Origin of the sequence: Candidatus Endomicrobium procryptotermitis, assembly GCA_031279415.1 — a bacterium.
GTDB classification, from domain to species: Bacteria; Elusimicrobiota; Endomicrobiia; order Endomicrobiales; family Endomicrobiaceae; genus Endomicrobium_B; species Endomicrobium_B procryptotermitis.
Map to the genome: position 1 here is coordinate 1 of JAITIP010000004.1, position 22,076 is coordinate 22,076.

At 35.4% G+C, this 22,076-nt stretch carries 19 protein-coding genes; 3 read left to right on the top strand and 16 right to left on the bottom strand.

Annotated elements, in window-relative coordinates; genetic code table 11:
* A partial coding sequence (locus LBD46_00675) for a hypothetical protein (protein ID MDR2425692.1) occupies window positions 1-2,964 on the bottom strand: 2,964 nt, incomplete at its 3' end.
* On the bottom strand, window positions 2,961-3,581 hold the full coding sequence (locus LBD46_00680; protein MDR2425693.1) for a hypothetical protein: 621 nt from the start codon (window positions 3,579-3,581) through the stop codon (window positions 2,961-2,963). The genes LBD46_00680 and LBD46_00675, both read right to left, overlap by 4 nt.
* 676 nt (window positions 3,582-4,257) lie before the next feature.
* Here LBD46_00680 and LBD46_00685 point away from each other — a divergent pair.
* Both LBD46_00685 and LBD46_00690 read left to right on the top strand, forming a co-directional pair.
* Window positions 4,258-4,806: a hypothetical protein gene (locus LBD46_00685; GenBank protein MDR2425694.1), complete on the top strand. Its 549-nt coding sequence runs from the start codon at window positions 4,258-4,260 to the stop codon at window positions 4,804-4,806.
* Window positions 4,807-4,815: 9 nt separating this feature from the next.
* Window positions 4,816-5,079: an STAS-like domain-containing protein gene (locus tag LBD46_00690; protein MDR2425695.1), complete on the top strand. Its 264-nt coding sequence runs from the start codon at window positions 4,816-4,818 to the stop codon at window positions 5,077-5,079.
* A gap of 109 nt (window positions 5,080-5,188) precedes the next feature.
* On the opposite strand, the gene pgeF is transcribed toward LBD46_00690, so the two are convergent.
* The 8 genes from pgeF to queF are packed head-to-tail and all read right to left on the bottom strand — an operon-like array spanning window position 5,189 to window position 12,601.
* Window positions 5,189-5,863 carry a peptidoglycan editing factor PgeF gene (pgeF, locus tag LBD46_00695; protein MDR2425696.1) on the bottom strand — a complete coding sequence of 225 codons (675 nt, stop codon included), beginning with the start codon at window positions 5,861-5,863 and terminating at the stop codon, window positions 5,189-5,191.
* 6 nt (window positions 5,864-5,869) lie between these two features.
* The gene (ftsZ, locus tag LBD46_00700; GenBank protein ID MDR2425697.1) at window positions 5,870-6,961 is read right to left on the bottom strand and encodes a cell division protein FtsZ; all 1,092 of its coding nucleotides are present in this window, start codon (window positions 6,959-6,961) and stop codon (window positions 5,870-5,872) included.
* The gene (ftsA, locus tag LBD46_00705; GenBank protein ID MDR2425698.1) at window positions 6,962-8,203 is read right to left on the bottom strand and encodes a cell division protein FtsA; all 1,242 of its coding nucleotides are present in this window, start codon (window positions 8,201-8,203) and stop codon (window positions 6,962-6,964) included.
* Between the two features lie 12 nt (window positions 8,204-8,215).
* Window positions 8,216-9,055 (bottom strand): FtsQ-type POTRA domain-containing protein, encoded by an 840-nt coding sequence (locus LBD46_00710; protein MDR2425699.1) that lies wholly within the window; start codon window positions 9,053-9,055, stop codon window positions 8,216-8,218.
* A 1-nt stretch (window position 9,056) separates the two neighbouring features.
* Window positions 9,057-9,968 carry a D-alanine--D-alanine ligase gene (locus LBD46_00715; GenBank protein MDR2425700.1) on the bottom strand — a complete coding sequence of 304 codons (912 nt, stop codon included), beginning with the start codon at window positions 9,966-9,968 and terminating at the stop codon, window positions 9,057-9,059.
* 9 nt (window positions 9,969-9,977) lie between these two features.
* A complete protein-coding gene (murB, locus tag LBD46_00720; protein ID MDR2425701.1) occupies window positions 9,978-10,895 on the bottom strand; it encodes a UDP-N-acetylmuramate dehydrogenase in 918 nt (305 codons plus the stop codon).
* On the bottom strand, window positions 10,859-12,211 hold the full coding sequence (murC, locus tag LBD46_00725; GenBank protein MDR2425702.1) for a UDP-N-acetylmuramate--L-alanine ligase: 1,353 nt from the start codon (window positions 12,209-12,211) through the stop codon (window positions 10,859-10,861). Before murC ends, murB begins: the two co-directional genes overlap by 37 nt.
* Window positions 12,212-12,601 (bottom strand): preQ(1) synthase, encoded by a 390-nt coding sequence (gene queF / locus LBD46_00730; protein ID MDR2425703.1) that lies wholly within the window; start codon window positions 12,599-12,601, stop codon window positions 12,212-12,214.
* A 243-nt stretch (window positions 12,602-12,844) separates the two neighbouring features.
* Between queF and LBD46_00735 the strand changes: the two genes are divergently transcribed.
* Window positions 12,845-14,116: a hypothetical protein gene (locus LBD46_00735; GenBank protein MDR2425704.1), complete on the top strand. Its 1,272-nt coding sequence runs from the start codon at window positions 12,845-12,847 to the stop codon at window positions 14,114-14,116.
* 164 nt (window positions 14,117-14,280) lie between these two features.
* Here LBD46_00735 and LBD46_00740 read toward each other — a convergent pair whose 3' ends face one another.
* The 6 genes from LBD46_00740 to argJ all read right to left on the bottom strand — a co-directional run bounded on the left by LBD46_00740 (window position 14,281) and on the right by argJ (window position 22,045).
* Window positions 14,281-15,531 (bottom strand): serine hydroxymethyltransferase, encoded by a 1,251-nt coding sequence (locus LBD46_00740; GenBank protein ID MDR2425705.1) that lies wholly within the window; start codon window positions 15,529-15,531, stop codon window positions 14,281-14,283.
* A 13-nt stretch (window positions 15,532-15,544) separates the two neighbouring features.
* Window positions 15,545-17,176 (bottom strand): ATP-binding protein, encoded by a 1,632-nt coding sequence (locus LBD46_00745; GenBank protein ID MDR2425706.1) that lies wholly within the window; start codon window positions 17,174-17,176, stop codon window positions 15,545-15,547.
* 3 nt (window positions 17,177-17,179) lie between these two features.
* A complete protein-coding gene (locus tag LBD46_00750) occupies window positions 17,180-18,160 on the bottom strand; it encodes a restriction endonuclease subunit S (GenBank protein MDR2425707.1) in 981 nt (326 codons plus the stop codon).
* Window positions 18,157-20,121, bottom strand: coding sequence for an SAM-dependent methyltransferase (locus tag LBD46_00755; GenBank protein ID MDR2425708.1), 1,965 nt, complete (start codon window positions 20,119-20,121; stop codon window positions 18,157-18,159). Before LBD46_00755 ends, LBD46_00750 begins: the two co-directional genes overlap by 4 nt.
* Window positions 20,122-20,209: 88 nt before the next feature.
* Window positions 20,210-20,830, bottom strand: a complete 621-nt coding sequence (locus LBD46_00760; protein MDR2425709.1) for a threonylcarbamoyl-AMP synthase — start codon at window positions 20,828-20,830, stop codon at window positions 20,210-20,212.
* Between the two features lie 18 nt (window positions 20,831-20,848).
* Window positions 20,849-22,045: a bifunctional glutamate N-acetyltransferase/amino-acid acetyltransferase ArgJ gene (argJ, locus tag LBD46_00765; GenBank protein ID MDR2425710.1), complete on the bottom strand. Its 1,197-nt coding sequence runs from the start codon at window positions 22,043-22,045 to the stop codon at window positions 20,849-20,851.
* Window positions 22,046-22,076: the final 31 nt, after the last annotated feature.

A 22,076-nucleotide genomic window follows, 5' to 3' on the forward strand; every position in this document is an offset into this window, starting at 1 on the left:
TCCCGCATCTTTAATGCCATCTTTCTCATAAAACTCATCCAAATACTTCCTGAATCCCTCTTCCAAATCAGAGTCTATACTATTCGGAGCTCTCCTAAACTTAGACACAAAAGACAAGGCCGAACTAATAAACATATTATTTTTAATTGATGCAAACAATTTTGACGACATAATGGAAATAAAGCTTGGAAAATCTCCAAGTGAAACCACCAATTCCTCAAGCCAGTCTATTTTATTACGCTTTACAAATGACTGGAAAGAACCTTTTTTTTCAGCATCTTCAGCAAATTTCACATGCCTCAATTCGTGTCTTATAAATACTTCCAAAAGATTAATATTTTGGATTTGCCCGTTGTCGTTAAAAAACAAAACCGATAAAAGCTGATAATTGAGATGTATTGTCCCATCAAAAAACATGGCAATCGTGTTATCAGAGACGCTTTCGGAAAGTCTGGCCGAAAGCGAAGCTTCTAATTTGTAAAGTTCTTTTTCCAACGCATCTTTTTCCTCTTTTTTACGATTCCTTTCAGCGTTTCTTTTAGCGTTAAGCACCTTTCTTTTTTGCTTGCTGGCTTTTATTTTTACATCTTTGCTAAGTAAACCCAATTCGTCATCAATTCTTTTTATATCCGCATAAAGTTTTTCCACTGCTGATATATCTGCTAATATATCTTCTATTATCTTTTCTTCGGCCAGCGGCTGCCCATCTTTAAACATTTTTGATATGAGTTTTTTCTGCAAATCCGGGGAGATAGATGCAAGAATTTTCTGTAAAATTCTGAAATCTTTTCTGCCGCTTCCCGTTTCAGTCATCTTTGCTTTAGCCAACTCGTAGGAGGATTTAATTTTAGACTGTATTCCCCGCTCAAAACCAAATACTAATAAAGATACCAATCCGGAAATTATCGCCACAATTGGAATATATAAAAATCCTCCAGTCAATGTTGTAATTAAGGCAACTGCCGAAGCGGCAACAGAAGCAACAGCAGAAAAAACTAAAATAGGATTTCTGCTTTCAACCGACATCTGTTTAGAATCTTGACTTTCAATCGGATTTACAAATTGTTTTCCATCATATGAATAAACAGTTCTTTTACCGTTGTAATAGATATCAAGTTTTATGTCATCATCGGAATTATATTTGATGTTAGCTGCTGCAGTTTCCCCATGTTCTTTTTTCATCATATCGGAAATGAACTCATTAACTCTATTTATTATTGTTTCTCTGTCTGCTTTTTGGGAACCAGTTATCATCGCATTGACTAGTTCTGCGGCGCTTTCAGGTGAGTTTTTGAACTGTGTCAAAGGTAGAGTAGCCAAAGTCTGAAACAAAACTTTACTTTGTTCTTTTGCTATTTTATAGTATGTTTCTTCAGCGGCTTTTACGCCGTCAGTTACATTAGGTGTTATGGTAATGGTTGAAATGCCTTTTTCAGCAAGGTATTGCGAAACTCCCTGAGTATGAAATCCTCCTGTAACTATCACATAAATATTTCTGGCATTTTTTAGAGAACTTACCACTTTTTCCGTATCGTTTTCAGAAATATTATCTTCAGAAAGCTTAACAGTATTTTGCAAACCGTCTATATTGTCAAAGAAATATTTATTCCTGTCTATATTAACCTTATAAAACTCTTCTGCAATTTTGCGGTATTCGTCTAGAAGCTCTAACTTTGTGTTATCAATATATTTCACCCATAAAGTTTGAAATTCTTTTTTATTGGCTTCATAATATTTATAATCGTCCGAAGTTATTTTACTGGACATAAAATCGCGCAAATATTTCTGGAAAGAAACAATAGACACCACATTGCGTTCTTCAGTATTTGATGAGAAGTTTTCATTTATTTCATCTACAAGTTTGCTTTCTTCTTTTATGAGTTCCAGCGGGTTGATTTTCTGGCTGAGTTCGACATAATTTAAAAATTTGCTGAGAGCGGAAAAATTGATTTCAAGATTTATTCCATATTCTTTGGAAAACCTTATAAGATATACATATAATTTGTCTATTTCCGAAAAATTTTCTGTATTGTCAACAATCATCTTATATGCTTGATAAGGCAGAATTTCTTTGAGTTTTATGATAAGCATGCTAAGCTCAGCTGAAATTCTCTTATAATCCAAATCTCTTTCTTGGTCCAGAAGAGATTTATAAGTGTTTATATTTTCATATTTGTAAATGTCGATTCCAAGTTTTTCCGTATGTTTGTACAAAAGCGTAAAATATTTCTTAGCGGCAATCTTCCCCTGTACATATTGCTGTGACAATTCATCGAGTTTCTTTTGTTGTCTTGTGTAATACTGCTTTTTTAAAGTATTAATATCTTCGGATATACTGTTTAAAATTATTGATATTTCATCTTGGGCTTCAAGAATCGTTCCAAATCTCCGAAGGTTTTCAAGATACTCTTTTTCGTTTTCAAGCCCTTTTATGATATTTGGACGACCGCTGACAACCGAATAGTATTCTGCTCCCGTAAGCCTGCCACTGTCAATAAGTGATTCCAATACCCATTCTCTCAGATTCTTGTCATCTGAAGAAGACAGCCATGAAGTATCAAGCTGTCCGTACGCACCTTCAAGATATATATCTTTTACGCCATACTTTTTGTCAAAAACATCTATTATTTTGCTTATATTTTTCTGAACGCGGGGATGCGAATGCAAATCCTGAATATTAATTACGACCGTATCGCTTCCTGCAAAATTCGAAGAAGTAATTTTACCGTAAGAATATGGAAGCGTAAAATCATCAAAAACCTGTTTAAATTTTTCGACAGCTCTTGCATTATCTGTTATCGCAGCTACGGCCTCACCATATACCGATGTAAGAAGAAAGCAATTAACGACTATCAAAGCCGTAATTTTTAGAGCGTTTAGCTCCATAAACCAATTTAAAGTCAGCATCGTGGACTTCTTTAATTGATACAGTGTCCTTGTGATAAAATTATTGATTGTTTTCATCTTAAAGCTCCCTTGCATTCTGTTATGAAATGAAAAATCCCGTATTTATTGAAAATAAATATGGGAAATGTAAATTTTATATTTATAAAGTTGTTAATTTTTACAGGAATTCCCCTAGGGAAAGCAGCCATAATGATAAGCAGCAACAAAAAGCATTTGACAATGCCATTTCGCACAAGAAAATCCGATAAAAAAATATTACTTCGAACTATCCCTGTGATATTTATATTGTTTTTCAAAAATATTTTATTTCCGCTGATGAAATTAGGAATAAAAGGAACAAAAACATTAGCCAATTTTTTCACCTGTTTAATCAAAACAAATAAGGCAAAAGTATCATTGTTCTTATTTTTATCATCATTTTTGCCAGTGTTGGACATAGTTTTATCTTTTTTAAACAAGTCGTTTACTATTTTTATAGGAAGATTTGTCATATTATATATTCCTGCCAATTCCGATTCTGCTAAATTAACGGAAAAACCGCCGTCTTCGTATTTTGCAGAGATACCCACTCCTAAATTTATCATATTCACAAACATCAAAAAAATGATAACAGATGTTATTTTGCACTGACATTTTTTAATTATATCATAATATTTTATTTTTGCTTTTTTCATAATAGTAGTTTAACACTTATTCGTTTATTTTTCAAATGCTTTATGGTTATTTAATTTATATCAAATTTAAAAATTCTTTATATTTGTAATCTTTATGTCTAAAAAAACACATGAAAAAAATAGATTTTCATTTTTTAATATAAATTTCTAAAAATCGCATCCTAATAAACATACAATTAAAAAAATGTAAACAATATTACCATTATTATTAATTCTATATATTTTTTCTTTTTTTACCAATATCAAATTGTAAAATATTATTGAATTTATTTTGTAATTCTTTAAATTTTTTTATTATTTACATTTTATCCATTTTGATAATATAATCGTTAATAATGAATATCAATAACCCTCAATCTTATAAAAATCTGTTTATTCGTTTGCTTTCTATAAATGCCTTTCTGTCATATTGATTACATCTACATCCTTTTTTATGCTTATTGGCAGCGATTTTGCTTTATGGTAAAACTGTCCCAAATTTGACATATTGAAAGTCTTTCTTCAAAATATCAGATTTAATCTTTCAATAACGGCTTATCTTAACATTCAGGTTTTTATGCCGCACTATTATTTTATCTCTTGCACAATGTCATTCTAACATCGGGCAGCACAATTTTTACGGACGTTTAAAACGCCTGCATTTATGCAAGAGAATAAATTTTGTATAATATTTATTATGGATAAATTAATTGATGATTTGAAAATTTGGCTTTCAAAAGACAGCGTTAGCAATATCTTTGAAAACAATAAAAACCTGCATTGTCAATTTAGAAATATATTTCAGTTTCAACAATATCAGTTTCTTAAACTAGTCAACGATCCTTTGCTTGCAGCAGTTGTCGGAGAGATAGGGAATAACTCTTTTGACCATAATTTTGCTAAGTGGAAAGATATATTCGGAGTTGTTTTTGTATATGATATAGAAAAAAGAATTGTAATTATTGCAGATAGAGGGCAAGGCATTAAAACAACTCTTTTAAATGTTAAACCAAATATACAAAATGATGAAGAAGCAGTTAAAATGGCTTTTATGCAAGTAATCTCAGGCAGAGCACCGGAGCAACGCGGCAATGGTTTAAAATTTTCGGCAAGTGTGGCTAAAGCTAGAGGTTGGAATTTGTTTTTGCAGTCAGGCAACGGCTGTGCAATAATAGATCTCGGTAAAATGGAATTTAAGTCCAACGCATCTATTGTCAAAGGCTGTTTAACTATTATTAAATATTGAGGGGGAGTTATGAAAATCAAAATAGGGAATTTTGGAAATAATTTAGTTTCAAGACCTGAAGGCAGAGAAGCATTTTTATCTGCGCGCGCTTATATAATAAAAAAAGACGAAAAAGAATTTATTTTAGATTTTTCAGGCGTTGAAGTTTTAACGCCTTCTTGGATAGACGAATTTATTTTAAATTTAAAAAAAGAATTCAATACAGCCGCCGTATCATATGAAAATACCAATAACCCGTCAGTAAAAGAATCTCTAAAATGGCTAAGTAAATAATTTTTATTTTCAAATAAAAAAAATGCCCATCCATATTGACAATTAAAAGATATTGGTAAGATTACAGATGACAAAGAAAAAGCAAAAGAACTTTTATATAGATTCGCTCCTAAAGCACAATTGTAATCATTCTGTCGGCCGTTTTGTCCCTTCTGTAAGAAAAAAACAAATCGCTTTCACAGCAGGTGCAGTGCGGGCTTACATAAATTCCGTTCACGCCCTCTTTTTCTAAAATTTTACACGCAACCGCGGCCAAATTAAGTCTGCAGTTTTTAAGTTTGGTTTCAAATATATCTCCGAAATCTGCGCTGACTTCATAGCAGCATTCTTTTATGTGAGGAGCAATATAAACGGCAAGAGTTTCTGGATTTACTCCGAAGCCTTCTTTAAAAATTTTTACAGTGTTTATAAGTATTCCGCTTGCAAGCCCTTTCCAGCCAGCATGAACGACCGCTTTTGCCGATTTTGACTTATCTTTCGAAACCATTAAAACCGGCATACAATCAGCCGTAAAAACGCCGAGCATAATATCTTTGTCGGCCGTTATAAGTCCATCACAATCGTTAATAAAACTGCCTTTATGTTTTTTTGTGACTATTGCGACGTTATTTCCGTGCGGCTGTTTTGCCAAAACTAAATTGTCGACATCTAAGCCTAAAGAATGTAACAAAACGTTTCTTGCCGCTTCGTCTTTCATGTCTGCACACAATTTTATGGTGGTAAAATGTCTGCTTGGGAAGTTATTTTCTTCGATAAGTTTTTCTTTCATTGGCGTTAATGACAAGTGATCTCATTTAAGCTTTTTACCTTTCCAATAAGTGTAAGCCGGTTTTGTAAAATCAATAGACAGAGGTTTGCCATCATTGGCGGTCATGTCAAAAAGGCTGGACTGTCCGACTTCTTTTTTTAGCGGCATATCGCTTTTAAAACCGGTGGCTATAACAGTTATTTTAATTTTATCGTCAAGCCTGTTGTCTATGGCATGGCCGTAAAAAATATGACCTTTCATTTCATAACTTTTTATTACCTCGCCTATCTCTTTCAATTTTAAAGCAGAAAAATTTGAATTTGTAGTGATATTGACCAGCATCTTTTCGGCCTGAGCTATATCGTAATTGTCAAGCAGAGGACTTGAAATGGCTTTTGCTATCGCTTCTTTTACGTTGTCCGAGCTTGCGCTTTCGCCTATGCCTATCAAAGCCGTTCCTGAATTGGCCACTATGTTTCTAACATCCGCAAAATCCATATTAATTTCACCTGGAACCGTTATTACATCGGTAATCGCCTGCACGCTTTGTCTTAAAACATCATCGATTATCTGATATAAAGCTTTCGCTGACATTCTTTCATCGACAACATTAAAAACCCTTTCGTTCGGTATTATTATAAGAGTATCCGTATAATTTTTTAAATTATTGATTCCTTCTTCGGCTTGCGACATTCTCACCTGCCCTTCAAAACTAAAAGGTTTTGTCACGACACCAACGGTAAGAATACCTTCAGATTTGGCAATCTGCGCTACTATCGGAGCAGCTCCAGTACCCGTTCCGCCGCCCATTCCCGCGGTAATAAAAACCATATTGGCACCTTTTATCGTTTCGCGGATAATATCCATACTTTCTTCTGCGGCCTTTTGACCGACAACGGGATTTCCTCCAACCCCTAGCCCTTTTGAAATTCTCTCTCCTATCTGTAAACGTACAGGAGCTGTCGATTCTCTTAAAACCTGCACGTCCGTATTTATCGCTATAAATTCAACACCACTGACATTGGCGGCAATCATTCTGTTTACTGCGTTCGAACCGCCTCCGCCTACGCCGGCTACTTTTATTATGGCCGGCTGAGCAACGCCAGAATTTTCAGCAGGTAAAATTATCTTCATTTAAAATGTTTCCTCAAACCATTTTCCAATTCTAGAAAAAATGCCGTTTCCCGAAGATTTTGGGGCATATACCGCATATGCATTTGTCATAGTGGAAGAAACCGCGCCTATTGCAGCCGTATAAACGGGATTTAAAACTATTTCATGCGGACCGACGACCTTATCCGAATTAGGCGCACCGACTCTTACCGAACAGCCGAAATATTTTTCAAACGCTTCCGACAGCGCTTCGAGCTGACTTCCTCCACCGGTAAGAACGATTCCTCCGGACAAAAACTGCGAACCATACGAACTTTTTTTCATCATATCTTCAATCACAAACAGAACTTGTTCCACTCTCGGCTGTATTATCTCAACAAGATGGTTCCTTTCATATTTTTTCACACTTCTCCCGTCGGCCGCCTTATATTCAAACTCTGAATTTTTCAGTCCGGAATAAGTAAAAGCTGCACCGTACATCTCTTTTACTTCTTTCGAAACGGCAAAAGACGCTCTCAATTTATGCATTATGTCCCGCGTAATATAGTCCGACCCGACCTGCGCTTCGTCAGTATATCTTACTATTCCATCGGCATAATGAACAAGTCCCGTCGTAAGTCCGCCGAAATCAACGACAAGACAGCCCAGCTCTTTTTCTTCTTTAGTAACTAAAATATCGCCGGCAGCAAGATAACCGTAAACCTTGTCATCGCAATTTATATCCACGGAATTCATCGCTTTAATAATATTTCCTATATTGCTGCTGGCAGCGACAAGAGCGTGGACATCCACTTCTATAAAAGTTCCTTCCATCCCTATGGGATTCTGTATTCCGTGCTGCTGGTTTAAAATAAATTCTCTGGGAACTATCTGCAAAATCTCGTGTTCGCTATCGATTTTTATCATTTTTCTGGCGCTGTCTAAAGCGTTTGCAACGGTATCTTCCGTGATTTCTCTGTTGGAATGATTTATATTTGCTACGCCTTTTGAATTTTTAGCCTCGACAAAACTGCCTCTTATTGCGACAACAACGCTTCTTATATAGCTTCCGGCGGCTTTTTCCGTCTCCTCAAAAGCCCTAGCCATAGACATTGCGGCTTCTTGGATGTTTATTACCGCTCCCGCTTTGATTCCATCGCTGCAGGGAACGCAGGCACATCCTAAAATTTTTACAAGACGCGCATCTTCATCTCTTGCTCCGGCGACGCAGCACACCTGGCTGCTTCCGATATCAAGTCCCGCTACAAGCTCTTGTTTGGCCATTGTTTATTTCCTTTAATTTATGTTTTGTGCGGCAGCCAAAGGTTCTTGTGCCTTAGGTTTTACAACCGCCTTTCCCATTTCGTAAAAACTCATATCTATAAGCTCTATATGTTCGTATTTTACGTCTGCATCCGCATAAATTCTACGGAGTTTGTCGTATTTATGATCCATATGTTCCGGCCTTTCTTCTCCCCAATAAATAACTGTTCCGTCATAAGTTTTAAAAACTATATCATGTGAATTCGAATATTCAATTTTGGCTATATTGTCAAAAAAATTGTCGCATACCGGTTTAAATATTTTTATGAATTTCAAAATTTCCGACCTTTCTGCGTCAGTTTTATAAATTATCGTCGGTATTTTCATGCCGCTCATAAAACCGCGTAAAGGAAAAGGTTTGTCTTCAAAATCTATTCCGAGAACATCATTTCCGAAAACTATAAAGGCTTCGGGGGTTCTCTCGTAAAGTTTAATCTTCACTTTCTGCCATCTTCTTTTGATGGAAATGTCTTTGAGTTCGGGCTTAACTTCCATTATTTTGCTTTCGGCTTCGGACACATTTATTTTTAAAATATTATCTCCGATTTTAAAAGGAAGCAGTGCTTTAATTTCTGTTTTTGTCACATTTTTGCAGCCTGTCACATCTATCTCTTTAATTGTCATGCTTTCCGAAGCGTACACATATCCGACGAGTTTTTTTCCTCCGGCATAAGCAAGAAAACATATTAAAACAAAAATACAGATATAAACAAATAATTTCCCGAGCTTTCTTCCTTTTTTTGAAGAACGCGTATAATTGGGCATTATAACGACTCTGCGCTGATAAGAATATTTTTTTCTTTTTGCGGACATTTTACAATGAACACTCTATGATTTTAAGAATAAGTTCTTCAAACTTTATCCCCGACACTTTTGCTTCGTCCGGCAGAAGAGAAGTTTCGGTCATCCCAGGTATGGTATTGTTTTCCAATACCCATATTTTCTCATCGCGGTCTATTATCATGTCCACCCTGCACACGGCCTTGCATTTAAACAATTTGTAAACTTTTTCAGCGGCACGAGCTGCAAGGTTATGCATTTCTTTGCTTATGCGCGCGGGAATGATGTGTTTCGAGCCACCTTTGGCGTATTTTGATTTATAATCGTAAAATTTTCCTTTAGGCATTATTTCTACGGCAGGAAGCGACTTTCCATCTAGAACGCCGACTGTAATCTCTTTGCCTTTTATAAACTGTTCGACGATAACTTCATTGCCGTATTTAAAAGCAGTTTTGGCGGCTGCTGCAAATTCCGAAGCCTTTTTCACTATCGATATTCCTATGGCTGACCCCTGATTTGCGGGCTTTACCACAACAGGATATGTTTTTATTTCATTAATCCGTTCGTATTTTCTTAAAACAAACCAATCGGGAGTCAAAATTCCAGCACAATTAAAAAGAAGTTTCGATATGTTTTTATCCATCGAGGCCGAGCTTGCAAACACGCCACACCCCGTATAAGGTATGCCCATAACTTCAAGCATTCCCTGTATTGTTCCATCTTCGCCGTGCTGTCCGTGAAGAGCGACATAAGCTATGTCTATTTTTTCTTTTTTTATCTTTTCGGCGGCATTTTTGTCTACATCGATGGCAGCGACTTTAAATTTCATTTTTTTAAGCGCGTTAATAACGGCTTTGCCGGATTTCAAAGATATTTCTCTTTCGCTTGAAGTTCCGCCGTACAAAACACCGATTTTTTTATTTTTAAGCTTTTCCGCTGTCATCATTGATTTCTTTTATGCTTTGATAACTTTTATTTCAAGTTCAAGATCTATGTTAAATTTGTCTTTTACGGTTTTTCTTACGGTATAAATCAAATCAAGTACATCATCCGCTGTAGCATTGGCCACGTTTATTATGAAATTCGCATGAATTTCCGATACTTTTGCTCCTCTTTTTTTTCTCCCTTTGAGACCAGCATCTTCTATAAGTTTTCCGGCGCTTAATCCTAAAGGATTTCTAAATATGCAGCCCGCACTTGGAAACGGCAACGGCTGAGTTTTTGCGCGATTTTTGATTTTGTCCGAAACAACTTTTAAAATACCATTTCCTGTTTCTTTTTTCAAGGTAAAATTAACTTTGGAAATTATAAAATTTTCAAGCCCGCTTTTTCTGTAGTCAAAATCTATTTTTTCCTTGTTTATAAGTTCTTTTTCTCCGTTTCTATTATAAACTTCAACACTTTCGATTGTATCGCTTATCCAGTTTTGCCCACTCCCCGCATTTCCTAATACAGCGCCGCCTACGGTTCCCGGAATTCCGGCGCAGCATTCAAGACCGGAAAGATTTTCGCAGATGCTTTTTTTTACAAGAGATGGCAAAAAAACAGCGCCGCCACACGTGATTTTAACGCCGTCAATGCTTATATTTTTAAAATCCCCCATCAATTTAATCACGCAGCCGCTGAAACCTTTATCACTGAAAAGAACGTTTGTGCCGCCGCCTAAAATAAAAAATCGAAAATTTTCGACTGAAGCCGTTTTTAAAAAGAATGACAAAGCAGGTTCATGAGGAATTTCAATAAAATAATTCACATTTCCACCTATTTTGAAAGAACAAACTTCCGACAGCTTCCTATTTTCAAAAACTTTACATCCCGCGGCAGCTAATTTGTTTACTATATCAATGTTAATAGCTCTTCTCCTTTTTTCCATACGTCCCCCGCACCCAAGGTCAATACTATATCGCCCGGCCGCAATTCTTTGGAAAAATTTTTCAAATTCGTAAAAATTTCCACACTGCAATTGTTTTCTTTAAGACTGTCAAGAATAAGCTGCGAACTTACTCCTTCTATAGCTTTTTCGCCGGCAGCATATATCTCTAACACTTTCACAAAATCTGCGTCTTTAAAGCTTTTACCAAACTCACCAAAAAGGTTCTGCGTGCGCGTATATCTGTGCGGCTGAAATAATACCCAGAGCTTTCTTTCTGGCCAGAAATGTTTTATCGCTTTAATAGTCGCGTCAACTTCAGTCGGATGATGTCCATAGTCGTCAATTACGGTTATGCCATTTTTTTCTCCTTTTATTTCAAGCCTTCTGCCGACGCCGTCAAACTTATTTATGGCGCTGGCTATATGATTAAAAGGTATCGCGAGATATAATCCCACTCCTATAGAAGCAAGAGCATTTAAGATATTGTGTTTACCCGGTATTCTGATGCAGACATTGCCTGCTTTCTTTCCTTCGTATATGACATCAAAACTTGTGCACTGCGGCAAAACTTTTATATTTTCGGCTTTGATGTCGGGATTTCCAGAAAGTCCATAAGTCACATATTTTCTGTTTATTTGCGGAATAATTTCTTTTACGATTTTATCATCCGAACATATTATCGCCGCTCCGTAAAAAGGAACGCTGTTTATATGATTTATGAAAGCATTTTTAAGATTTTCCATATTCCCGTAATAGTCGAGATGATCGTTATCAATATTTGTCACTACAGTTATCGCGGGAGAAAGTTTAAGAAAAGAGCCGTCTGACTCATCGGCTTCTGCGACGATATATTCGCCTCTGCCCAGACGTGCGCTTGTGTTGAGATTTTTCAGCCTTCCGCCGATAACTATCGTCGGATCAAACCCGCCTTCATCCAAAACCAAAGCCGTCAGAGAAGTAGTTGTAGTTTTACCGTGCGTGCCGGCAATCGTTACCGAATATTTAAGCCTTGCAAGTTCCGCAAGCATTTCAACACGCGGTATTACGGGAATTTTATTTTTAAGAGCGGCCATTACTTCTGGATTCGATTTACTTACCGCTGTTGAAGTAATGACAACTTCGGTATTTTTAATATTTTTTTCATCGTGGCCGATGTAAATTTTCGCGCCGATTGCCGCGAGATGTTCAGTAACGTCAGTTTTTTTCAAGTCCGAACCTGAAACATTATGACCCAGATTTATTAAAACTTCGGCAATGCCAGACATACCAGATCCGCCAATTCCGACAAAATGCATATTGCGATGTTTTCTAAACATTTATTTTCCTTTCATATTTTTAGAAGAATATTGTGCGCTGACTGTGGTAGTTATTCCGCCGCGTATTCTGAATTCAAGTTTGACCGTCATATTCTTTGGTTTTAAAGTCTCAACCAAATCTTTCATTATTCTGTTGACTACACTCTCGTGAACCATTCCAACCATCCTGAAACTTTGAATGTACATTTTTAAAGATTTAAGCTCAACAACGGTTTTTGAAGGCGTATAATTAATAGCGAGGTAAGCATAATCCGGCAGTCCCGTCCATGGACACAGGCAGGTAAACTCTTCCGTTTCAATGCATACGTTTATATCTTTTCCGGCATACTGATAAGGCATCACTTCAAGAAGTGAAGTCGTTATTTTATCAAATACTGGCATATTTTTCATATAAAACCCCGTTTATTTTTTGTTGCTATTATACCATTTTTAGCGAATAGTTTGAATGCGGATAAAAATAATTTAAAAACATATTTAAAGCTGATAAAGATAAGGTTTCTTGTTTTTTTTACTTTCATAGCAAAAGCAATTATGCAAAAAGCAAAATGCCCTATCAAATAAAGTCCAGAAAAATATGAAAAACCGATAAAAAACTTGTATAATATGTATTAGCAAATATATCGGAGAGACATTATGGAATGGAAAACTGTAGCCGAACATACACTTAAACTGAAAAATCTTGCAAACAACGAAGAAATAAAAAGCAAGCTTGAAGGCTTGTCATTGTACAACTGCCAGCTTAAACAAATATTGGACGGCGAAGAAGCCGGAACCGATATAACGGCTTTAGTGCTTAAAGAAAATGAACTTAAAAACAATACTTTAGCGAAAATTTATGAACTTCAAAAAGAAACCGAGCAGGCGCAAACGACTGAAGAAGAAGCTTCAAAAGTTATAGAATGTTTTCTGTACATAGACAATTATTTAAGTCTCTATTCAGAGCCGGAACTGTTTTTTATAAAAGATTACGACAAACTACAGCTTTGCGATTCTGTTGAACTTCTAAACTCAAAAAAGAAGTTTGGCGATATAGTGCAAAGCATGTTTTTTTTCCAAGAACTTAATGAAAAAGCACATATATCGATTCATACTTTATGCAGTTTCCTCAGGGAAAGCGTAACCAATGTTTCAGAATTTATAATAGATAAAACCGATTATGTAATGGATAGGCTCGATATTCTTAACCGCACTGTGCTTGAAGGAAAAAGTCCCGATATCTTTCTGAGACAATTATATCCTTTTATTTTAATTATTAATTTCACGGCACAAAAACTTATGCTTCACCGCTTTACAAGTATCTATCCTTCAAATGTCAATAAAAAAGTTTTTCAGGAAGCTTTGAAGCAAAAAGAATATGCTCTTGACAGGCTCAAAGCTAAAATTATAAAAAGAGCGGCAATAATAAAACAATTAAAAGAAAGAATTAACTCTCCAATGAACCAGGAATTCTGGTTTGACACAAGATGTATTGAAATATACGACGAGGGAATCGTAGTAAAAAGAAAAGAACTGTATTATGAAGACGGGGTCGATTGCGTAATCATAACTGCCGACAGGATAAATAAATGCTGTATGACTGCATACTGGACTGCATTTTTAGCAGCAAATGATAAAAAACTCGCACAGGACGAAAGAAATGCAGAAGCCGATGAATGGCTCAATCTTTATCTTGCGGAATCAAAAAATGATAAATATGCGGTAGTTTATTCTCTGCACAAATTTCTTATAAAAAATGAAATTTCAAATTCATACTCTTTTAACAATATAAAAATTAAACCTGTAAAAAAATCCGATACGGCATTTCAAAAAGTGATGCCTTTATGGCTTGTAGGAGTAATTTCGGTAATTCTTGCCGCGGTTTTTATCCTTTTAATTATTTATTCAACCAAATCAATAGTTCACTAATATTGGAAGCAGGGAAAGGAAAAAAGGCAGAAACTGCCATCACATATTTGAAAATAAAAATCTGCAGGCTTATTTCGTATATAAGCTTGCAGATTTTTATTAACTATTTATATTTTTTAGTATATATTTCTAAAATATTACTAATTTTCAATATTTTTTTGTTTTTAATATTTTAAATTACTATAAATTGGAAATGCTTTGCAAAGTGCTGTCATTGCAGATTTTATTTCAGCGATAACTTTTTTATCATCTATATTTTTAAGCACTTTTACTATAGCTTCGCCTATTTTTGCCATTTCAGGTTCTTTCATACCTCTTGTTGTTATTGACGGTGCGCCTATTCTTATGCCGGAAGTAATTGTAGGTTTTTCTGGATCATAAGGTATGCCATTTTTATTTAAAGTGATTCCTGCTTTTTCCAAAATTTCCTGAGCATCTTTGCCTTTGACATTTAAAGGTCTTAAATCTACCAAAAACATATGCGAGTCCGTGCCTCTGGAAACTATACGCAAACCGCCTTTTTCAAGAGTTTCAGCTATCTTTTTGGTATTTGCCAAAACCTGTTTTTGATATTCTCTAAACTCCGGCTTTAAAGCTTCTCCAAAAGCTACCGCTTTAGCGGCTATAACATGCATTAAAGGTCCACCCTGCTCTCCAGGAAAAACTGCCGAATTAAATTTTTTTGACAGTTCTTCACTGTTTGTGAGAATCATTCCGCCGCGCGGGCCGCGCAAAGTTTTATGAGTAGTTGTCGTTATGACATCCGCATATTCTACAGGAGAAGGATAAACTCCGGCTGCAATCAAACCTGCATAGTGAGCCATATCGCACATATGGTATGCCCCGACATTTTTTGCTGTTTCGTCTATTCTTTTCCAATCCCAAATTCTCGAATATGCACTTGCTCCGCTTATAATGAGTTTAGGCTTATGCTCTTTTGCAAGTTTTTCCATTTCTTTATAATCTATATATTCGGTTTCTTCATTGACATTATATGCTACTATATTGAACCATTTTCCCGAAACATTGAAAGGGTTACCGTGAGTTAAATGTCCCCCGTGAGATAAATTTAATCCCATTATAGTATCGCCCGGCTTTAAAAGCGCAAGAAGCACCGCAAAGTTTGCCTGCGCACCAGAGTGCGGCTGAACATTTACAAATTTCACATTGAAAAGTTTTTTTGCTCTTTCAATGGCAATGGTTTCGGCCATATCTACGATTTCACAGCCTCCATAATATCTTTTTGCAGGATACCCTTCGGCATATTTGTTTGTAAGACATGACCCCTGAGCTTCCATGACAGCTTGTGAAACAATATTTTCTGAAGCGATAAGCTCTATCGTGTCTTTCTGTCTTTCAAGTTCTTTAGTCAAAATAGAATGAATTTCGCCATCGGTTTTTTTCAAGTTTTCCATTTTCCTACTCCTATTATAAGATTTTGTTTAAACGCGGCGTATTGTACACCGGAGGACAGTCCGGCTTGTCGATTTTTAAAAGCAAAGGCATAGGAAAATCAACGCCCACAAGCAAAACTTCTCCTTCTCCTAAAGCAGGCAGAAATGATAACATATTTTTTCCGGCTGAGGAAGCAGCATTTTCAACGACTTTTTTGTCGCGCTCATTTATAATCCTGTGAACTATAAAAGAACCTATCTGACTTAATGTACCTTCGGGAATATCTCTCGGCATCTGAGTCGCAAGACATAAAAATAGGCCGTACTTTCTGCACTCTTTTGCGATTAAATCGAAAGCATCAAGAGTCAGGCTTTCAAAATGTTCATCCGTAATGTTTTTGTTGAGAAACTGATGAGCTTCGTCAACTACAAGTAAAACAGGAGAATCTCTAAAAGTTTTATTTCTCGCTTTATCAAGCAGATAAGAACCTATCGCATTTGCAGTAATTTCTTTGGCAGAAAACAAAGATGAAACATTTTCGAGATTAATTCTCAATATCTTTTCCCCACCATAAGAGCTGCCGGTGAAATTTTCTATAGCATCTATAATCGAGATATTATTTTGCACAGCGTTTTTAAATCCAAAAAGCTTATTAAAAACATCTGTATTTATCAAATTTACTATTTTGTTTACCATAGAAGCCTGCTGATCGTAAAGTTTTGTATCAACGGCCCCCCATCCTTCCGGAAAATACGAAACACTCTCTTCTTTTATCTGCGGCACAAGATAGTTTATGTCAAAATTGCACGTATTGTCCTCTATTTCGGTAACAAATTTTTTGTAAAATGCATTATACTCTTTTCTCTGATGGTAAGCTTTTTTAAAAGTTCCCGTTTTTTCAGACAAACGCATGATTTTAAGAGAACGCACAGCTTCAAGCAAAATCGATTTTTGCGATTCTCCGTTAGGCCTTAAAAGAATAAACAAATCCGAGACGGAAAGTTTTTGATAAGGAAAATAAGAATCTTCTCCTAGAATCAGCGTTTTTGATTTCAGCATACCGTATTCGCCCGTTGCGTCAAAAAGTATTATTCCGTTATTAGTTTTGGAAATTACCGACTCAATAAGTTTTGAAACCGTCCAACTTTTTCCCGAACCCGTCGTTCCTATAACAGCACAATGTCTAGCAAACAGCGAATTTAAAGAAATATTGCAACGAGCGTTCGATGAAACCAGCGTTCCTAAAGGCGCGTACAAATCGCCGTCGGTTTTGCCTGCAAATCTTTGTATATATTTTTCAATTTGTTCTTCTGGACAATAATAAACTTTTGCGCCGGCCGAGGGATATGCAAAAACAGTTTTTTCGGCTTTATCCGGATCAGACAGTTTAAAAGTAAGAAGAAATTCAGCTTTGCCTAAAATCCGCAAGTCTTCATGCGAAGATCTCAGCGTTTTATTGTGGCTGTCATGCATTCCTGTTTCGGTAAGTCTTGCCAAAAAACCACGCTCTTTTCCTTCAATAATGATAAAATCGCCCACATTTACGCCGGATTTGCCGCCGTATTCTTTTGACAAATCCGATAAAGAAGGAAAATATATGCCTGCATATTGAGGATTTATTTCATAAACATAACCTAAAAATTCTTTTTCATTAAATAAGTTCATTGTTTAAATTTTATCACTGTATGGTAAAGACTTAATATAATTTTCCATATATTGCCAATCTGGATTATTATCTTTATCTACAGGAAGCTTAATTGATTCATTTTCAAATTTATTCCAAAATGCTTTCCGTCCAAATTTAAATTTATATTGGTTTTGCTTCATTATAGTTGTTATAAATAATGCATTATATTTATTTAATTTGGAATTATAAAAAGCATATATCTCATCTGATGCTGTAAACTCTTTCTCAACCCAAAAAGCAGTTCCAAAAGTCGAATAAATAATACAATTTTCTTCAGTAAATAAAGGGTTGGATATTCTATCTGTCATACCGTTATTGTTTTGTGACGCAGAGTAATATGGTATTTCGCCTGCTGCTCTGTCAGACTCTATTAACCTTTGTCCATGAGTTATTCTTTCCCAGAGTCTTTTATCAGTAAATTTAAACTCTTTCCATTCTTTCATATTAAGTTTATCAGGCTTTGTAGATATTGTCGTTTTTATAGATTCAAATTTGACACAGCTTTCCAAAGACTTAATATAATTTTCCATATATTGCCAATCTGGATGATTTTTTTTTGCAGGCAGAAGCAGATAAGTTGTTTTTATATTTTTTATTGCCGCAGGCCTTCCATAAGAATATTTATAGGCATTCTTTCTCCAGACAGTTTTAATAAATAATGCCGTATATTTATTTAAAACAAACCCCTTAGGTTTCAGTACGGCTATATGATCACCTGTAGAAAACTCATAATCATGATAAAAACAAAGTCCGGAAAGCGTTGTTTCTATGGTCAATACAGATGAACTATTATTTTTACAGTTATAGAATCCGGACAAGCCATTATTTTTTTCAGTTCTGGTAATATACGGATAATCTCTGCATCCATATATTGAATTAAGTTCCTCAATAGAAACAGCAGGAGACCCTGCAACATCAAATAAAATGCCGATTTCAAATTCTTTCCATTTGGAAGTATTCATTTGTCATCCTTACTAAAATAAGAACTCAACACTGCCAGCAATTCTGCTTCAGATAAATCATCTTTAAATAAAATCCCAATATCCTTTTTTGCTTCAAAAATCATATAATCTGATATTGACTTAACAAAATCAGCTTCGGAGAGAGAAGAGTAGTCGGTTTTTGAATGGGCATATATGGTCCACTCATCATTTTTTTTAATTTTTGTCTTAACTAATGTTATATCATCAGCTATGGAAAGAGTGGTCAAGGAATTAAGTAAATCCTGCTCTGCCTTGCTCCATTTGTTATAAATATCAGTTCTTCCTTTATTTTTTGATAACACAAATCCGTCATCCCTTAAATCGTAAAAAGTAACTTCATCCTTTTCATAATCAAATGACCTGTTTGTCTCAAAGACGGCAATAGCTGTATGAGTTGAAGCATTAGGCTGAAATAGATCAACCGGCATATTTATAACAGTTTTAAGAGTATGCTTTTTTAAAATTGATTCGCGAATATCATTATCTTTAAAATAAGTTGAAAGAGGAGCAATAATAACACCATACCTTGAGCAGTTGTCAAGCAATTTTATTAAAAATGTAATTTCTTTTGGTGTCGGATCAGACTTATTTTCCTTGCCGCTGTATGGAGGATTAATAAAACCAACTGTTGCCTTAAATTTATCTAATTCATCTTGAGCTTTCGGATTATTAATTGAATCATAGTTATGTATTGAAGATTTCCCATCCCCTCTAAACAACATATTTGATACGGCACAAATATACATTGTCGGATTTATTTCAAAACCCAATAGCTGTTTTTCTTTTACATTATCTATTGCTTTCATTTTATCTGTTCTGCCGCTTTTATTGATTTTTTTAATCAAAGCATTCATGCCGGCAATTAGAAAAGCTCCGGTTCCACAGCATAAATCTACAATTCTATCATCATCTTTTAAAGGAATTATTTTTGTAAACAATGCGGCAATATGTCTTGGCGTTAGAACTATTCCTTTTTTTACGTTTGATACACCTGCATATTTTAAAAATTCTTCATAAAATTTTCCTAGAATATCATAATTAGAATTCGTGGAAAAGCGTTTACTAAATAAAGGTATTACATTGGTTTCAAGTTCAATCAGAATATTTTTAAGAATATCACTGTTTCTTAAAATTTGATCTGTTTTCAAAAATGCAAGCTCTGTAAACAAAGTTTCCAGTTTTTCAGAAAGAATCCCTTCTACATCAAGAACACTGTTAACAGTATCAAAAATATTAGTAATAATGGTTTGTGCTGAATATGTCTTATAATGATCAGGAAAATCATTGAGATAATTAGATTTATTCTTTTTTACTTTATGTAAACAAATCATTAAAGCAGAAAGCAAAACAGGTCTCTTTTGTGAATCAATAGAACGAAGCAAATTATTTATTTTTACACTTGACGCACTGACAGAACTTACTGCTTTTTCTTCATCAATAGAATTAAACAATGCCAAAAATTGTTCTTCCGTCATAAAATTTGAAACTTGCGGCAGCAAGAGTATCTTTTCACTTTTACAATCGACTGTATAACAGCTGAATTTATGCTGATAATCCAATGATAAGTCTCCGCTGGCTGCTATTCCTAAAATTTTCCAGTTATCAAAATAATGCTTTAATTTTTGGGGCAGTTGAGAATTAGTAAACCGTTCCAAATACCACTTTATACCACTTACAGCTCCTTTCTTCTTGTCGGGATTATCATGATCTTTTATTGACCTCTTTTCTTCAACTAATATGAGAAGTTTTTCATGAGTGTTAATATATATGCGGTCTGGATATCCAGTTTTTCCATTGCCTTGTTTTGATGCAGTCGATAAAACAGTTTTTATTTCCTCTTTGATTTTTGAAGATGAATCATCCCAATCTGCAACACTATATCCAAGATTCTGTAATTTTTCAGTAACACTCGGACTTATGTTTTTATCTTTTCTAGGCACCATTAATCTCCAAAAATTATTCTTTTTGCAAAGATTACATAATTTATTGTATTCCAAGTCAATAATATCTACTTATTAATTGATTTTTCTATATGTATTTTAAAATCTCATTCGTGTCAAGACAGCCTTTGCGCACTATAACGTAAGGGAATTTTACCATATCTATTACAGTAGACTCAAAAGAAAAATTACATTTTCCACCGTCCACTATAATGTCGACTGTTCCGTCAAACCACAGCGCTTCTTCAAAAGTTTTAGCGCTTTTTTTATTTGAAATGTTTGCCGAAGTGGTCATAACAGGACTGCCGGTTTCTTTTAAAAATTTTAGCATGAAGTCATCATCCGGTATTCTGATACCGAGATTGTCTCTCCCTCCGGAAAGAATTTTGCCCGCCTGCGTCGTAGAAAAAATCAAAGTAAGCCTTCCAGGCCAAAACTTTTCAGCTATTGTTAAAGCTTTGTCAGGTATTTCGACAAGAATTTTTGCACTTTCAATATCCGTAGTCATCGCCACCAAAGGCTTTCTAAAACTTCTGCCTTTGATTTTATATATCATTTTCTGCGCTTCAATATTAAAAGCGTCAACGGCAAAACCATAAACAGTTTCCGTAGGCACAATGGCAATGCCGCCAGTTTTTATAATTTCTGCTGCTTTTTTATGCGCTTTTTTGTTTTTTGCAGGTATTTTTATTGTATTTTTATTATTCATGCTTTTTTCCGCAAGAGATCAACTGCGGTAATCGCCGTTAATCTTTACATAATCGTACGAAAAGTCGCATGTATAATATTTCGAACTTTCTTTTCCCGCTTTTAAATCTATTACTATTTTAATCTCTTTTTTGAGCAATGCTTTTTTTGCTTTACTTTCAGAAAAATTTACTGCCATTCCGTTTTTTGAAGTTAAAATCCCGCACATATAAATATCCATTTTTTGGGGATTAAAATTCACTCCTGATCTTCCGACTGCCGCCGCGACTCTTCCCCAGTTTGCATCTGCACCGAAAATTGCTGTTTTGAACAGAGGAGAAATAGCTACCGTCGAAGCTATCGCTTTGGCATTATTTTTGGTTTTAGCATTGCACACTTCTATCTCGATAAATTTTGTCGCCCCTTCGCCGTCTTTTGCAATCTGTTTTGCAAGCGATAAAGTTACCGCGTCTAAAGCTGTGGAAAATTCTTTTAAATCTGCACGCGACAGTTTTTTCGTTTTGCTTTGGCCGTTTGCAAGAATTATCAAAGTATCGTTCGTAGAAGTATCGCCGTCAACACTGACGCAGTTATACGATTTATCCGCTGAAGATTCCAAAAGCTTTTGCAGAGTTTCTGCCTCTATCTCGGCATCGGTAAGTATAAAAGAAAGCATTGTGGCATGAAGTCCCCGCATGTTCGGATGAATCATTCCAGCGCCTTTTGCACAACCCCATACCGAAATTTCTCCGCCGGCAGTTTTGACTTTTTTGAATGCCGTTTTTATGAAAGTATCTGTTGTCATTATCGCTGAAACTGAATCATCCTTGTTTTTCTTTGAAGTTCCGACGGCATTTTTAAGCTTTTTTATGCCGCTTCTGAAAGCGTCCATATTTAAATGCTGTCCGATAACGCCGGTTGAAGCACACAACACAGAATTTTTTGAAAGATTAAACTCTTTTTCAATTTCAGAACAAACAGTCAAGGCATCAGTTCTGCCTTTAATTCCCGTGCATGCATTCGCACAACCAGAATTTACGATAATTGCAGAAATTCTGCCGCCTTTTTTCATTTTCTCGATATCGACAATAACTGGAGCGGCTTTCGTAACGCTTTTGGTAAACATTCCCGCAGCGGACGCAGGTACGCAAGAAATAAATAAAGCCAAATCTTTTTTGCCTTCTTTTTTATGCAGCCCACAACGGACGCCGCCGGCTTTAAACCCTTTTGGAAACATCTTTCTTTTCTCCCGCAAACATAGTTTCGAA

Coding starts and splice junctions, on each gene's coding strand:
- murB (MDR2425701.1), bottom strand. CDS start 10,895: ATGGAAAAAAGGAGAAGAGCTATTAACATTGATATAGTAAACAAATTA.
- LBD46_00735 (MDR2425704.1), top strand. CDS start 12,845: ATGGAATGGAAAACTGTAGCCGAACATACACTTAAACTGAAAAATCTT.
- LBD46_00685 (MDR2425694.1), top strand. CDS start 4,258: ATGGATAAATTAATTGATGATTTGAAAATTTGGCTTTCAAAAGACAGC.
- LBD46_00740 (MDR2425705.1), bottom strand. CDS start 15,531: ATGGAAAACTTGAAAAAAACCGATGGCGAAATTCATTCTATTTTGACT.
- argJ (MDR2425710.1), bottom strand. CDS start 22,045: ATGTTTCCAAAAGGGTTTAAAGCCGGCGGCGTCCGTTGTGGGCTGCAT.
- LBD46_00750 (MDR2425707.1), bottom strand. CDS start 18,160: ATGAATACTTCCAAATGGAAAGAATTTGAAATCGGCATTTTATTTGAT.
- LBD46_00690 (MDR2425695.1), top strand. CDS start 4,816: ATGAAAATCAAAATAGGGAATTTTGGAAATAATTTAGTTTCAAGACCT.
- LBD46_00710 (MDR2425699.1), bottom strand. CDS start 9,055: ATGTCCGCAAAAAGAAAAAAATATTCTTATCAGCGCAGAGTCGTTATA.
- LBD46_00715 (MDR2425700.1), bottom strand. CDS start 9,968: ATGATGACAGCGGAAAAGCTTAAAAATAAAAAAATCGGTGTTTTGTAC.
- murC (MDR2425702.1), bottom strand. CDS start 12,211: ATGTTTAGAAAACATCGCAATATGCATTTTGTCGGAATTGGCGGATCT.
- queF (MDR2425703.1), bottom strand. CDS start 12,601: ATGAAAAATATGCCAGTATTTGATAAAATAACGACTTCACTTCTTGAA.
- ftsA (MDR2425698.1), bottom strand. CDS start 8,203: ATGGCCAAACAAGAGCTTGTAGCGGGACTTGATATCGGAAGCAGCCAG.
- ftsZ (MDR2425697.1), bottom strand. CDS start 6,961: ATGAAGATAATTTTACCTGCTGAAAATTCTGGCGTTGCTCAGCCGGCC.
- LBD46_00760 (MDR2425709.1), bottom strand. CDS start 20,830: ATGAATAATAAAAATACAATAAAAATACCTGCAAAAAACAAAAAAGCG.
- LBD46_00680 (MDR2425693.1), bottom strand. CDS start 3,581: ATGAAAAAAGCAAAAATAAAATATTATGATATAATTAAAAAATGTCAG.
- LBD46_00745 (MDR2425706.1), bottom strand. CDS start 17,176: ATGAACTTATTTAATGAAAAAGAATTTTTAGGTTATGTTTATGAAATA.